Annotated in this window: 13 protein-coding genes; 7 read left to right on the forward strand and 6 right to left on the reverse strand. The window is 64.0% G+C overall.

Features of this window, described 5'->3' with window-relative positions; translation table 11 throughout:
- Positions 1–28 precede the first annotated feature (28 nt).
- Positions 29–439 (forward strand): VOC family protein, encoded by a 411-nt coding sequence (locus ABIB66_RS07475; protein ID WP_275168687.1) that lies wholly within the window; start codon positions 29–31, stop codon positions 437–439.
- A 192-nt stretch (positions 440–631) separates the two neighbouring features.
- Positions 632–2,212, forward strand: coding sequence for an ATP-dependent acyl-CoA ligase (locus ABIB66_RS07480; RefSeq protein WP_354254646.1), 1,581 nt, complete (start codon positions 632–634; stop codon positions 2,210–2,212).
- Between the two features lie 108 nt (positions 2,213–2,320).
- On the opposite strand, the gene ABIB66_RS07485 is transcribed toward ABIB66_RS07480, so the two are convergent.
- The 3 genes from ABIB66_RS07485 to ABIB66_RS07495 form a co-directional block, all read right to left on the reverse strand.
- Positions 2,321–3,415, reverse strand: coding sequence for an HD-GYP domain-containing protein (locus ABIB66_RS07485; protein WP_007616064.1), 1,095 nt, complete (start codon positions 3,413–3,415; stop codon positions 2,321–2,323).
- Between the two features lie 482 nt (positions 3,416–3,897).
- Positions 3,898–6,180 (reverse strand): xanthine dehydrogenase family protein molybdopterin-binding subunit, encoded by a 2,283-nt coding sequence (locus ABIB66_RS07490; RefSeq protein WP_354205807.1) that lies wholly within the window; start codon positions 6,178–6,180, stop codon positions 3,898–3,900.
- A complete protein-coding gene (locus tag ABIB66_RS07495; RefSeq protein WP_275168695.1) occupies positions 6,177–6,668 on the reverse strand; it encodes a (2Fe-2S)-binding protein in 492 nt (163 codons plus the stop codon). The genes ABIB66_RS07490 and ABIB66_RS07495 overlap by 4 nt, the downstream gene beginning before the upstream one ends.
- Before the next feature lie 306 nt (positions 6,669–6,974).
- Between ABIB66_RS07495 and ABIB66_RS07500 the strand changes: the two genes are divergently transcribed.
- From ABIB66_RS07500 to ABIB66_RS07515, 4 genes are all read left to right on the forward strand, one after another.
- Entirely contained in the window at positions 6,975–7,739 is a 765-nt protein-coding gene (locus tag ABIB66_RS07500) for an alpha/beta fold hydrolase (RefSeq protein WP_354205804.1), read from the forward strand.
- Positions 7,740–7,759: 20 nt separating this feature from the next.
- On the forward strand, positions 7,760–8,095 hold the full coding sequence (locus ABIB66_RS07505) for a hypothetical protein (RefSeq protein WP_007598242.1): 336 nt from the start codon (positions 7,760–7,762) through the stop codon (positions 8,093–8,095).
- A gap of 205 nt (positions 8,096–8,300) precedes the next feature.
- The gene (locus ABIB66_RS07510; protein WP_354205802.1) at positions 8,301–8,975 is read left to right on the forward strand and encodes a dienelactone hydrolase family protein; all 675 of its coding nucleotides are present in this window, start codon (positions 8,301–8,303) and stop codon (positions 8,973–8,975) included.
- Between the two features lie 134 nt (positions 8,976–9,109).
- Positions 9,110–9,589 carry a hypothetical protein gene (locus ABIB66_RS07515; protein WP_354205800.1) on the forward strand — a complete coding sequence of 160 codons (480 nt, stop codon included), beginning with the start codon at positions 9,110–9,112 and terminating at the stop codon, positions 9,587–9,589.
- 100 nt (positions 9,590–9,689) lie between these two features.
- On the opposite strand, the gene ABIB66_RS07520 is transcribed toward ABIB66_RS07515, so the two are convergent.
- From ABIB66_RS07520 to ABIB66_RS07530, 3 genes are all read right to left on the reverse strand, one after another.
- Positions 9,690–10,436 (reverse strand): polysaccharide biosynthesis/export family protein, encoded by a 747-nt coding sequence (locus tag ABIB66_RS07520; protein WP_354064467.1) that lies wholly within the window; start codon positions 10,434–10,436, stop codon positions 9,690–9,692.
- 277 nt (positions 10,437–10,713) lie between these two features.
- Positions 10,714–11,370: a peptide-methionine (S)-S-oxide reductase MsrA gene (gene msrA / locus ABIB66_RS07525; RefSeq protein ID WP_354205797.1), complete on the reverse strand. Its 657-nt coding sequence runs from the start codon at positions 11,368–11,370 to the stop codon at positions 10,714–10,716.
- 176 nt (positions 11,371–11,546) lie between these two features.
- Positions 11,547–11,864, reverse strand: a complete 318-nt coding sequence (locus tag ABIB66_RS07530; RefSeq protein WP_007616084.1) for a hypothetical protein — start codon at positions 11,862–11,864, stop codon at positions 11,547–11,549.
- Positions 11,865–12,250: 386 nt separating this feature from the next.
- Between ABIB66_RS07530 and rpsT the strand changes: the two genes are divergently transcribed.
- Positions 12,251–12,517, forward strand: a complete 267-nt coding sequence (gene rpsT / locus ABIB66_RS07535) for a 30S ribosomal protein S20 (RefSeq protein WP_007598259.1) — start codon at positions 12,251–12,253, stop codon at positions 12,515–12,517.
- The last annotated feature ends 918 nt before the right edge of the window (positions 12,518–13,435 follow it).

A 13,435-nucleotide genomic window follows, 5' to 3' on the forward strand; every position in this document is an offset into this window, starting at 1 on the left:
GGGGCGCATCGCGACGAAAGGATAAGGCATGGCGGTCAAGGTCGAAGCCCTCGATCATCTCGTGATCAACGTCGCGGACGTCGCAGTGACCGCCGCGTGGTACGGCAAGATTCTCGGCATGGAAGTCAAGGTGTTCGACCCCGGCGGCGGCAAAGCGCCGCGGACTTCGCTACAATTCGGTAACCAGAAGATCAACGTCCGGCCTCGCGATGCCGACAAGGTGGAGTGGTTCACCGCGGACCACCAGACCGCCGGCAGCGAGGATCTGTGCTTCCTCACCTCCGCCAGCCCCGACGAGGTGGTGGCGCATTTGAAGGCACATGGCGTCGCGATCGAAGAGGGCCCGGTTCCCAAGCAGGGCGCCCGCGGCACCCTGCGCTCGGTCTATTGCAGGGATCCGGATGGCAGCCTGATCGAGATTTCGTCTTATGAGGACTGACGGCCGGTAAGGCCAAGTCGCCCGCCCCACGCACCGTCATTGTGAGGAGCCCTTGCGACGAAGCAATCCAGACTGTCTCCGGGGAGGGATTCTGGATTGCTTCGCTACGCTCGCAATGACGGCGGAGAGAGCAGGAAGACGCAATAAAGAAAACGCAGCCGCCGGCAAGATGCAGGCTGCACGGGAGGAGCCATGCCAGTTCAACAAACCGCCGCCGGAATCGTGGGCCCGTTCGACGGGCTCGACGTGCCCTGGCTGCTGAAGATGCGGGCTGAGGTGCGCAGCTCGCATCCATTCCTGATCTGGGCGCCGTTCGACGCGCCCGCGCGGCGCTGGAGCTATGGCGAGTTTCACGAGCGGGTCGGGGCGCTCGCGGCGGGACTGGCGAAGCGCGGCGTCAAGCCGGGCGAGTATGTGCTCATTCACCTCGACAATTGCATCGAGGCGCTGCTGGCCTGGTTCGCGTGTGTCGAGTTGGGCGCGATCGCGGTGACCACCAACACACGCTCGGCACCGGCCGAGCTCGACTATTTTGCCGATCATTGCGGCGCGGTCGCCGCGATCACGCAGCCGGCCTATGCCGAGATCGTCGCACAGAACTGCCGCAACATCCGCTGGATGGCGGTGACCTCGCATGATTCGGGCGCGGCGCCCGCAAAACCGGTTTCGCGCAGCGACAGCTTTGAGGAGTTGTTCGCCGACAGTGCCGACCGTCCCAGGCGCGCGACCGATCCGCTCGCGCCGTGCAGCGTGCAATATACCTCGGGCACGACATCGCGCCCCAAGGCGGTGCTGTGGACCCACGCCAACGCGCTGTGGGGCGCCAAGATCAACGCCGCGCACGAGGACCTGCACGCAAGCGACGTGCATCAGACCTATCTGCCGCTGTTCCATACGAACGCGCTGGCCTATTCGATGCTGGCGACGCTTTGGGTCGGTGCCACCTGCGTGATCCAGCCGCGCTTTTCCGCCAGCCGGTTCTGGCGCGCCGCGCGCGAGCACGGCTCGACCTGGACCTCGACGATCCCGTTCTGCATGAAGGCGCTGCTCGAGCAGGAAATCCCGCGCGATCACAAATTCCGTCTGTGGGGCACCGCGATCAACGAACCGCCGGCCTTCGCCGCCTTCGGCGTCAAGATGATCGGCTGGTGGGGCATGACCGAGACCATCACCCACGGCATCGTCGGCGAGATCGACCAGCCCAACATTCCGATGTCGATCGGCCGCGCCGCGAGCGAATATCAGATCCGCATCACCGACGACGACGGCAGGCCGACCGAGGTCGGCGACACCGGCAACCTCTCGATCAAGGGCATCGTCGGCCTGTCGCTGTTCGCCGAATATCTGCACAATGAGAAGGCGACCCGCGAAAGCTTCGACGAGCACGGCTTCTTTCTCACCGGTGATCGCGTGGTGCGGCTGGAGAACGGCTACATCCGCTTCGGGGACCGCAGCAAGGACATGCTCAAGGTCGGCGGCGAGAACGTCGCCGCGTCCGAGATCGAGCAGGTGGTCGCAGTCGTCCCCGGCGTGCGCGAGGCCGCCGTGGTGGCGAAGACGCACCCGATGCTGGACGAGGTGCCGGTCGTCTTCATCATTCCGCAGGGCGGCGTCGCGGGTGCGCGGCCCGATCTGCACGAGGCGGTGATGGCCGCCTGCCGCGCCGGCCTCGCCGACTTCAAGGTGCCGCGCGAGATCCGTTTCGTCGACGACATGCCGCGCTCGACGCTGGAGAAGGTGGCGAAGGCGGAGTTGAGGAAGATGGTGGGGTGAGGCGTAAAGTAGGGTGGGTTAGCCGAAGGCGTAACCCACCAAGTTCGTCCGGCAAATGCGGAAGCATGGTGGGTTACGCTAACCCACCCTACGGCTACGACACCGAGTTCAGAACGATCCCAGCGCCACCGGGCGGAACGCCTGCAACAGCTGCTGGTCCAGCTTGCCGCCCATGCCTTCCATCATCGCAAACGCTCGCGCGTGGGTGAAGGGCATGCGATAGGCGCGCTTCTCCACGAGTGCCGCGTAGATGTCTACGATCGTCGTGACCCGCACGATATCGCTGATCTGGTTCGACGAGAGATTGTTGGGATAGCCGGAGCCGTCGAGGAATTCGTGGTGATGCAGCACGACGTCCAGCATCTCCGGCGGGAAGCCGCCTTGCGCTGCGAGCGCGTCATAGCCGCGGCGCGGATGCTGGCGGATTTCGGCCATCTCCTCGTCGGTGAGCTTGCCCGGCTTGTCGAGCAACGCGGAGGGGACGAAGGCCTTGCCGACGTCGTGCAGCAGCGCGGCACGGGTCAGCCGGCGCTGGTCGTCCTCGCGCATGCCGAGATGCTGGGCGAAGGAGACCGCAAATCCGGTCACGAACAGGCAGTGGCGGTAGCTGCCGACATGGTGGCAGCCCACCGTGGTGAGCCACTCGCGCAGCGAGGAGTGCTTGATCGCCTTCAGGATCTTGCTCTCGGCGGCGATGACATCGTCGAAGGTCAGGGGCACGCCGAGCGGCAGCTTCTCGAACATCTTCTTCAGCACCGCGTGCGCGGCCTCGACGCCGCGGTTGAGCGTCTTGCCGCGATCGGTCGCGTCATAGACGGCGGTGTCGGGGAAGGCCGCACGGATGCGCTGCAGGATGTCCTCGGGCTGAAGCGGCCGCGAGATGGTGTCGGTGGCGCCCAGCGCCCAGGCTTGCATGGTGCCGTGATGCAGGGCGTCCGCAAGCACGAACAGACGAGGCATCGCGCGATAGGCGTCGCCGCGCAGCTTGTTGCGCACCCGCTGCACGCTCTCGGGCGAGCGCAAATTGATGTCGACCACGAGGCCGGAGAGATCGCGCGAGGGCTGCTCGGGGAGCTCCTGCGTCGTCACCGTGGCAACGTCGCCGACCGCCTTGAGGATGCTGGCGAGCTCGGTGCTCTCGTCGCTCCGGTCGGAGGCGAGCAGAAGCCGGCGTTTGGCGGCTGGTTTGGCTGAGGCGTTCATGGCTTCCCCAAGAGCACGGGCGTGTTTCGGGCCAAAGCCTAAGCCGGATCAGGTTCTCCGGCCCTTAAGAGGCGTGCTCAATGGAACCCTGCGGAATCGTGGACAATTTTACGGAGTTCGGTTCCCGTGGCCTCTAATCAAAACCTCGAAAACAACCCCATGCACAGTAGAATGGTCATTGATAACAAAGGGAAATTTTGGGCACGGTCGTCCCGCCCACCGCCGTCATCGCCCGGCCCGACCGGGCGATCCAGTACGCCGAGACGGCGCGACTAGAACCGAGAAGCCGCGGCGTACTGGATGCCCCGCTTGCCGCCTTCGCTAAAGCTTCGGCGTCCCTGGACCTGAACCCCGGCGAAGCCTTGGCGTAGCCGGGTCGCGGAGCATGACAGCGAATATGCGGATGCGGTGTATCACGCTCAAACGAATCCGCCGGAGGCTGCCCCCCGGCGGATCATGTCAGGTCACAATCGCAACCGGCCTTACGCCTTCATTGCGCCCTTCACGGCTTCGGCCGTTATCGGCAGGGCCCGGACGCGGGCGCCTGAGGCGTTGAAGATGGCGTTGCCGATCGCGGGTGCGATCACCGTCACCGCGGGTTCGCCGACGCCGGTGGCCTTCTCGCCATTGGCGATCACGGCGATCGCAACCTCGGGCACCTGGCTCATGCGCAAGGGCGTGTAGCTGTCGAAATTGGTCTGCTCGATGCCACCGTCCTTCAGGGTCGCCTTCTCGTACATCGCCAGCGACAGGCCCCACAGCGCCGCACCCTCGACCTGAGCGCGGATGTTGTCGGGATGCACCTGCGTGCCGACGTCGGTTGCGACCGTGAGCTTCTTCACGGTCACCTCGCCCGACGACGCCACAGCGACATGGGCAACGCAGGCCGTCCAGCTTGCGGTCGCGCGTTCCTGCGACGAGACGCAGGCCACGCCCATGCCTTCACCCTTCGGCAGCTTCTTGCTGCCGTAGCCGGCAAGGCCCATTGCGGCGAGCAGCGTATTGCGGAGCCGCTGCGCGCCGCCGTCGTTCTTGCCGGCGCCGTCGAGCAGCGAGATGCGGAACTGCGCGGGGTCCTTGCCCGCCGCAGCCGCGATCTCGTCGATCATGCTTTCGACCGCCCAGAAGGTCCAGCCCGGTGCCACCGAGCGGAGCTGGCCAGACGGCGTGGCGTTGTGCGCCATCTCGTTCTTGATCGCGCGCACATGATGGTTGGGCACGGTGTAGAAGAAGTCGGCCCCGTTCACCGTGAAGGAATCGAGCGGACCCTTCTTGTCCACCGAGGGCGTCAGGAAATCGGGGATTCCCCAGCGAGCCGTCGGCCAGGCCGAAACCACGTCGTGGCTGAGCGCGACGAGCTTGCCGTCGCCGTCCACGCCCGCCTTTACTTTTTGATAGGTGAGCGGACGCGAGAAATCCATCGTCATGTCGTTCTCGCGCGTGTAGATCACCTTCACCGGCTTGCCGATGGCCTTCGCCGCCTGCACCGCCGGAATCATCATGTCGGCATCGAGCCTGCGGCCAAAGCCGCCGCCGAGCCACATCTGGTGCATGACGACGAACTTCGGATCGATCCCGGCCGCACCTGCCGCGATCGCGCCGGAGCGCGTCGCGAACTGGTTGCCGGAATAGATGTGCAGGATGTCGCCCTTGAACTCCGCAGTCGCGTTCATCGGCTCCATCGGCGCGTGGATGTTGATGCTGGTGGTGTACTCCGCCTCCAGCACCTTGGTCGCCGTGCCGAACGCCGCCGCGGGATCGCCGTCCTTGACGAAGAATTGCCCGGAATCCTCCAGCTTCTGAAGCCGCTTGGCCTCGTCGAGCAGCGACTGGCTCGACACTTTCGCGTTCGGGCCGCCGTCATAGGCGATCTTGAGCGTCTGCGCCGCCTTCTTGGCGTTGGCATAGGTGCTGGCGACCGCGACGACCCAGCCCGAGGTTGTTCCGGTCTTGTCGTCGAGGGTGACGGCCTTGATGAAGCCCGGCACCTTCTTGGCGGCGCTGTCGTCGACCGATTTCACCGTGGCGCCGAAGCGCACCGGCGGCGTCACCACCGCGCCATAGGCCATGCCCGGCAGCATTACGTCGATGCCGTATTTGGCCGTGCCGTTGGTCTTGGAGGGAATGTCGAGCTGCGGCACCGACACGCCGATCATGGTGTATTGATCCGGCGTCTTCAGCTTGATCGCCTTGAGCTCGTCCGGCGTAAAGGTTTTGGTCGCCTTGCCGCTCTTGACGACATCGGCGAACGACATCTGCTTCTTCGACTTCGGATGCGAGATCATGGAATCGCGCACCACGAGTTCCGACGCCGGCACGCCCATCGCGGCAGCCGCACCTTCGCTCAACGCCATCCGCCCGGCTGCGCCAGCCCGGCTCATGGCGTCGAAGTTCATCATGGTCGACCAGCTGCCGCCGGTGATCTGTGCGCCCAACACGGGGTCATTGAACTTCGGATCGTTGGAGGCAAGCTGAACGCGCATGTCGCTCCATTTGGCTCCTAACTCTTCGGCGACGATCTGCGCCATGGTGGAGGCGATGTGCTGTCCCATGTCGGCCTTGCCGCAGGTGACGGTGACGAGACCATCGGGCGCGATCGCATACCACACGCTCGGCTCGAAGGCCGAAGGCGCGGCAAGCGCCTCACCGATGCCAGGCACGCCGGCATAGCCGAGCACGAGGCCGGTGGCGGCGGTGCCGACCAGGAAGGAGCGGCGGCTAAGATCAGTCGTTTCGGCTGTGACGGTCTTGATGTGCTTATTCATGTGGGCCTCCGCTCGTTGCCGGAGGCGGATGCGGTGCGCATCTCGGTTGCGGCGCGCATGATTGCCTTCTGGATCCGCGAATAGGTCATGCAACGGCAGAGATTGCCGTCCATATGCGCCACGACCTCTTCCTTGGTCGGGTTCGGATTCTTCGCCAGCAGCGATGCCGCCTGCATGATCTGCCCGGATTGGCAGTAGCCGCATTGCGGAACCTGCTCGGCGATCCATGCCTTCTGCAAGGGATGGTCGCCCTTGGCAGCGAGGCCTTCGATGGTGGTGATCTTCTTGCCGGCGACATCGCTGATCATGGTCTGGCACGAACGCACGGCTTCGCCGTTGACGTGCACGGTGCAGGCCCCGCACAGGCCGGCACCGCAGCCGAACTTGGTGCCGGTCATCTGCAATTGCTCGCGGATCGCCCAGAGGAGCGGCGTGTCATTCGCCGCATCCACGGACAGACTCCGCCCGTTGATGGTGAGAGTTGGCATAGGCGTCTTCCCCTGCCGGTGCATGAAGCCGCTTACGGCGGCAACTTGAGTAGCGGACGCCCACCGGGCCGGCGCCAGCCTTGCCCGCAAGAATGATCGCGTTCAGGCGCGGAGGCAAATGCAATTTGGAATCGATCGAAACAAACGCGGCGCGCGCTTCTTGTGCGTTGCGAGACCGGCGGTGATGCAGCGGCTGAACGCAACAGAGTGCACACCAAGCATGCAGGCCATCGCGTCACGGCGGTTTCCTCCGAGTAACCGACCGCGTTAGGATGAGCGAAGAAACAAGATGACAAGGTGGAAGCAATGCCTGGGATCGATCGGGACGGCGTCGGAATCTACTACGAGGTTCATGGCGAAGGTCCGCCGCTGCTGCTCACCCACGGCTACTCCTCGACCTCGGCGATGTGGCATGGGCAGGTCGAGGCGCTTGCCAGGGATCACAAGCTGATCTTGTGGGACATGCGCGGTCACGGCCAGTCTGACTATCCCGCCGATGCCGCCGCTTACAGCGAAGCGCTCACGGTCGGCGACATGGCGGCGATCCTCGATGCGGTCGGCACTGAGCGCGCCATCATCGGCGGACTGTCGCTCGGCGGCTACATGTCGCTCGCCTTCGCTCGCGCGCATCCAAAGCGCGTCCGCGCGCTGCTGATTATCGACACCGGCCCGGGCTTCAAGAAAGATGACGCACGCGAGGCCTGGAATGCGCGGGCGCTCGCCACTGCCGACAAGCTCGATCGCGAAGGGCTCGACGTGCTGAAGGCGGCGACGCGCGAGCGCGCCACCGCGAACCATCGCAGTGCCAGGGGATTGGCGCTCGCCGCACGCGGCATGCTGACCCAGCGCGATGCGAAGGTGATCGAGCTGCTACCGGAGATCAAGGTGCCCAGCCTGATCGTGGTCGGCGCCGACGACACGCCGTTTCTCGCCGCGTCCGACTATATGGCCGCGAAAATTCCCGGCGCACAAAAGGCCGTGATCCCCGCCGCCGGGCACGCCGTCAACATCGATCAGCCGCAGGCTTTTGTTGACGCGGTGCTGCCTTTCCTGAAGAACTTGCCGGAATAGATCGGACAGGAACACTGGCAATGAAGCGAGCGATGTTGGCTGCGGGCGCGGTGTTGCTGTCAGTATCCGCGCAGGCCGAGCAATTCGGCGGGACACCGCCCCGCCTGCCCTTCGTCGCGACCTTGTCGAACAACACCCCGCTCGCCTTCGGCATGGATGCCGGGCAAACCGCGCGCGCCCTCGGCCAACCCCTGCAATATGTGAGGGGCCGCCCCGGCAACGAGATCTATCTCGCGCTTCGCAATATCGGCGGCAGCGGACTGATCTCCAACCGTCACCGCCTGTTCCTGCAGTTTCGTCATGGCCGGTTGGCGGGATGGAAGGAGGATTACGGCGAGAACTGGATGTGGGAGTGAGAGTGGCTTTTCATGACGCAGAGCAATCCTCTCTGCGCCATCATGCGTTGAAGCTGCCACATCGTCATGGCCGGGCTTGTCCCGGCCATCCACGGTCTTTCCTGCCTCACCAAGAACGTGGATGCCCGGGACGAGCCCGGGCATGACGAGTTTGTGGAACGAGCGGAACCCGCAATCGAAGACTAACCCAAAAAGGACAACCCGCGTGGGACAAGACATCAAGCTGACGGCCTCCGATAATTTCCAGCTCAGTGCCTATCGCGCTGACCCCGCGGGCACGGCGAAGGGCGCGGTGGTGGTGATCCAGGAAATTTTCGGGGTCAACCATCACATCCGCTCGGTCTGCGATCGCCTCGCCGGGGAAGGCTATGTCGCGATCGCGCCGTCGATCTTCGACCGGACCTCGCCGGGCTTCCAGTCCGGCTACACGCCTGACGAGATCGCGGAAGCGCGCAAGTTCGTCGCCAGTCCGGATTGGGACGCGATGCTGCGCGATACGCAGGCGGCGATCGATGCGGTGAAGAGCGTCGGTCCGGTTGGCATCATCGGCTTTTGCCTGGGCGGTAGCGTCGCCTTTGTCGCGGCGACGCGGCTGTCGGGCCTGAATGCCGCTATCGGCTATTACGGCGGCGCCGTCGTGCGCTTTGCTGACGAGACACCAAAAGCGCCGACGCAGCTGCATTTTGGCGAGAAGGATGCCGGCATTCCCCTGACCGACGTCGAGACCATCAAGACGAAGCGGCCGGACGTCGAGGTCTTCGTCTATCCGGGCGCCCAGCACGGCTTCCATTGCGATGAGCGGGCGAGCTACGACAAGGCGAGCGCCGACATCGCCTGGCCGCGCAGCATGGAATTTTTCGCCAGGCATTTGAAATCGTAGCGCGCGGCTTCGCTGTCATTCCGGGATGCGCCGACAGGCGCAGGCGCGCAATGGCGAGCAGGAATCGGGTGGCTGCATCCTGCTGCCCGGCGATAGAGCTGGCTGATCAAGCCATCGTACGCCGGGAGATCGTCATGCAGCAGGCCAATACGAACATCGTCATCCGCAATCCGTTCGGCACCATGGACGTGCCCGCGCCTGATGATCGCGACGTCATGGACTATGCCGCAACCGCCTTACTTTCGGGCGATGCGGCCGACGACAACGCGGCGCATTGGGCAGACATTCAGGCGCTGTCCGATCCTCTGGAAGGCCCGTGGGCCAGCCGCTGGAATGGCGGCGCCGATCCGACCATCGCCGGCGATACGCCGGAGACGTGGAAAGACGGGCGCGCGGAGGTGCGGGTCGCAGGCGGACGCATCTATCTGCGCTTCGATTGGGATCACGGCCGACGGCACGGGCTGATCGATGCTGCGCGCGAGGGCGCGCGCCTGGTGGGGAAATACATCAACCTAACCAATCCCGCGATCACGCGGCCATGGATCGGGCGCGTGGTCGATGCCGCGCGCATCGACGGATGTTTTCCGAACGGGCGGCTGGATTTCAGAAGGTGAGCTAGAGCTTCGGTTCTGATTGCATCAGAGCCGAAGCTCTAGATTCATTTTTGACGCGTTTTCTTAACGCGAACCGGTATCCACTTCGCTCGAAAACGCTCTAGAACCAGCGCTCGCCGACGAACACGGTGTCGCCGGGGCTCAAGGGGGTGCCGAGCGGCACCACGGCGCGCATGGCTCCGCCGGCTTCGGTATGCGTGACGGTGACCACGTCGCGCTTGGCGCGGGGCGAGAAGCCGCCGGCGATCGCGACGGCGCTTTCGACCGTCATGTTCGGCACGTAGGGATACTGGCCGGGCGCGGAGACTTCGCCGAGAATGAAGAACGGGCGATAGGCCTCGATCTCGACGGCGACCGAAGGTTCGCGGATGTAGCCATTGCGCAGGCGCGCGGCGATCTCGCCCGCAAGTCCCGCCGGAGTGCGGCCGCGTGCCGGCACGCCGCCGATCAGCGGCATCGTGATGGAGCCGCCGGCGTCGATCGCGTAGCTGTTGGTGAGACCTTCCTGGCCATAGACCACGACGCGCAGCCTGTCGCCGGCGTCGAGATGGTAGGAGGAATCGTAGCGGACCGGCGCCGCCATCGGTGCGGCATAACCGACCGGCATGGGTGCAGGCGAAGAGGCAAAGGAATTGCGCAACGCCCCGATGGCGCCGCCACCGTCGGCGACCGCGACCGGCTGTGGCGCGTAATAGGGCTGGCCATAGGCCATGGAGTCGAGATCGGCGCGCGGCTGCATCACCGCGACGGGGCCGGCGGTCTGCATGCAGCCGCCAAGGGCAAGCGCGGCGGACGCTGCCAGAGACACTGCCGAAATCGACCATCGAAACGCGCGTGCAACCGGCACCGGACCTATCCCTCGAAACGAGACAGATCCAGTGATGCACCGGTTATGGTTAATAAAGCGTTGAGGGGGCGGGATGAGCACAGCGATGCGGCTAGGGGTGCAGTGCGCTCCCTCTCCCGCTTGCGGGAGAGGGTTGGGGAGAGGGTGCCTCCACGACGAGACAGTTCCCTAGAGGAAAGAGCCCTCACCCGCCGCGCTCGGGACGATGCTTCGCATCACCCGAGGCGCATCGACCTCTCCCGCAAGCGGGAGAGGTGCAGCGAGTTCGTGGTTAGACTTACGCGCTCACGCCCACTCCGATCGGGCAGGAGACGCCGGTGCCGCCCAGGCCGCAATAGCCGGCGGGATTCTTGGCCAGATATTGCTGATGATAGTCCTCGGCAAAGTAGAATTCGCCGGCGGGTGCGATCTCGGTGGTGATGGTGCCGAGACCTTTTGCAGCAAGCGCCTTCTGATAGAGCGCCTTCGATTGATCGGCCGCTTTCTTCTGCGCGTCTGAATAGGTGTAGATCGCGCTTCGATACTGCGTGCCGACGTCGTTGCCCTGACGCATGCCCTGCGTCGGGTTGTGGCTCTCCCAGAACGTCTTCAACAGCTTCTCGTACGACACCTTGGTCGGATCGAACACGACCAGCACCACTTCGGTGTGACCGGTGCGGCCCGAGCAGGTCTCTTCATAAGTCGGGTTCGGCGTGTGGCCGCCGGCATAGCCGACGGCGGTGGCGTAGACGCCGTCGCCGAGCTCCCAGAACTTGCGCTCGGCGCCCCAGAAGCAGCCGAGCCCAAACACCGCCTGCTCGAGACCGGCGGGATAAGGCGGCTGCAACTTCGCGCCGTTGACAAAATGGATGGTCGCGGTCGGAATGGCTTGCGCACGGCCCGGCAGCGCTTCCGTGGCGCTCGGCAATGCGGTGGTCTTGCGCATGAACAGCATGGACGGATCTCCAAGAACGAGCTGTCGGTCGCCTGGGACAAGCTATTGAGCCAAGGCGATGAGCCAAGCGCTCAGGCGGCGTGCTCGTGATCAGTTGGGAATATAGGTCTTTACGCGCAAAGGGGCAGCCCTGTTACGCCGCCCGCGCGCCGGTTCGAGTCGCGCGGATTGAAAGCTCAATCCCGGGAATAGCCGATCAGCGGCTTGCGCGGGCGGAACAGGATCATCAGGAGGATGCCGAGAATGCCGAGGACGGCGAAAACCGGCTGATCCAGCACCAGGCGGATCACCGAGGTCCAGAGCCAGGGCGCCTTGGCCTCGACCCAGGTCCGGAATGCCGTCTGGCTGGCCTGATTGATGTCGTTCCAGAACTGGCCGAAGCGAGTGAACCGCAGGGTCTGGTCGGCCACCCAGCGGGCGCCGTCGTAGACCATGAAGATGAACCCGCCGGCGAGCAGCAACAGCCCAATCAGTCGGAAAAAGCCGCGGATCATGCCTCACCCTCTATGGTCGTCCGATCGGACGACCCTCGGAACGCCGCCAGCCAATACAAGGGAGACGGCAGAAATTCAACCTCTTCAGGGCGTTACGGCACTCATCCGCGCCCTAAGGGGCTGCTTGTCCAGCCCGGGAAAGCGTTGACGGTGCCCAAGACCCTCTCTATAAGGGCGCCAACTGGCGGCGGGCGCAATCCTGCCGCCGCTGTTCTTTGAGCAGATGCAGGCTCTTTGGGCCTCAGAGACGGCCGAAAGGCTGTCGCTCATGTTCCGGGAACGGCCTAGCAACCGAACACCTTAAATCCGAGCGTCGATTACGCGGTCAAGCAAGCCGGCGCTACCCGACCAAGACGCGACCGGTACCCGCAAAGGACATTGAGACCATGGCCAATACCACTTCCGCCAAGAAAGCGACGCGCAAGATCGCCCGCCGCACCGCCGTCAACAAGTCGCGCCGCACCCAGATGCGCGGTGCCGTGCGTAACGTCGAAGAAGCCATCAAGACCGGCGACCGCGCCGCTGCCGTGACGGCGCTGGCGAATGCCGAGCCCGCTTTGATGCGCGCCGCGCAGCGAAACATCATTCACAAGAACAATGCCAGCCGCAAAGTCTCGCGGCTCACCGCGCAGATCGCCAAGCTCGCCAAGTAAACTCGCGAGCGTTCTGGCACGCCGTCCGGTCGAGTCATTCGATCGGGCGATCACATCGCACATCACACCCGTCAAACAGCCCGGCATCGCGCCGGGCTTTTTTGTTGCCCGTCATAGTCACGCAAGCAGTCACGCCTCGAACGACCTTCGATCGGAGGATTGCGGCGTTTGCACCATGATGCGTCCGTAGTTTTACCTGCGAATGGTTTTGCAACAGCGGAAACTTCCACCGCGGTGCAAAAAGCCCCTGCGAGGCGGGCGCAAGTTGAATTCGTGTGCCTGCGAGTTCTGCACACCGTAGTTTCCCCGGATCGCGTCACGCGATGGAGTTACCCTGTGAAACGAGACTCAAAAAACGATGGCTCGCTAACAACTTATCGACATAGTGACGCCAAGCATTTGGAAAATTCACCCGCGCGTCGCGCGCGTGACGCTTTTGTAAAAAATTTTTGGCGGTGGCGGAGAATTGTCACATCAAACGTGGCGTCTTCGATTCTGAGCACGATTCCAAAAACTTGCTCTGAAGCCTGTGCACAAGTCTGCGTGGCGTTAACGCAGATCAAGATTTTTGATGCCTCAAGTGTGAATCAATTCCGTTGCGAGTCTTTCCGCATAGTGTATTCCTTAAGAGGTCAGCGGCGCCCACGATCTTGAGACCAGCGCGGTATCGGAAACGGGGCGAGCGTGCAAATCGGCGGCGATGTGCACGTAGGCGGCGCTTCAACAAGCGATTGTCGGATCAAAACCCACAGCAATGTGGGACGGTAGCTCTTTGTCTGAATGTCTCCAAGCGGGATCTATCTCTTGCGCTTAAGAGACATCTTGAAAGCTGCCCCGACAGGCATGATGGCGAAGCCGAGCGGACGACGAGTACACGGGCAGGCATCCGACTAAGACGCGGGTGTCGTTTAGACACGC

This window comes from Bradyrhizobium sp. F1.13.3 (assembly GCF_040548265.1).
Lineage (GTDB): Bacteria > Pseudomonadota > Alphaproteobacteria > Rhizobiales > Xanthobacteraceae > Bradyrhizobium.

What these genes read in the sequence shown, in the direction of transcription:
- ABIB66_RS07485 (WP_007616064.1), bottom strand. Translation starts at nt 3,415, where the DNA reads ATGAACGCCTCAGCCAAACCAGCCGCCAAACGCCGGCTTCTGCTCGCC.
- ABIB66_RS07515 (WP_354205800.1), top strand. Translation starts at nt 9,110, where the DNA reads ATGCAGCAGGCCAATACGAACATCGTCATCCGCAATCCGTTCGGCACC.
- rpsT (WP_007598259.1), top strand. Translation starts at nt 12,251, where the DNA reads ATGGCCAATACCACTTCCGCCAAGAAAGCGACGCGCAAGATCGCCCGC.
- ABIB66_RS07490 (WP_354205807.1), bottom strand. Translation starts at nt 6,180, where the DNA reads ATGAATAAGCACATCAAGACCGTCACAGCCGAAACGACTGATCTTAGC.
- ABIB66_RS07475 (WP_275168687.1), top strand. Translation starts at nt 29, where the DNA reads ATGGCGGTCAAGGTCGAAGCCCTCGATCATCTCGTGATCAACGTCGCG.
- ABIB66_RS07480 (WP_354254646.1), top strand. Translation starts at nt 632, where the DNA reads ATGCCAGTTCAACAAACCGCCGCCGGAATCGTGGGCCCGTTCGACGGG.
- ABIB66_RS07495 (WP_275168695.1), bottom strand. Translation starts at nt 6,668, where the DNA reads ATGCCAACTCTCACCATCAACGGGCGGAGTCTGTCCGTGGATGCGGCG.
- ABIB66_RS07505 (WP_007598242.1), top strand. Translation starts at nt 7,760, where the DNA reads ATGAAGCGAGCGATGTTGGCTGCGGGCGCGGTGTTGCTGTCAGTATCC.
- ABIB66_RS07530 (WP_007616084.1), bottom strand. Translation starts at nt 11,864, where the DNA reads ATGATCCGCGGCTTTTTCCGACTGATTGGGCTGTTGCTGCTCGCCGGC.
- msrA (WP_354205797.1), bottom strand. Translation starts at nt 11,370, where the DNA reads ATGCTGTTCATGCGCAAGACCACCGCATTGCCGAGCGCCACGGAAGCG.
- ABIB66_RS07500 (WP_354205804.1), top strand. Translation starts at nt 6,975, where the DNA reads ATGCCTGGGATCGATCGGGACGGCGTCGGAATCTACTACGAGGTTCAT.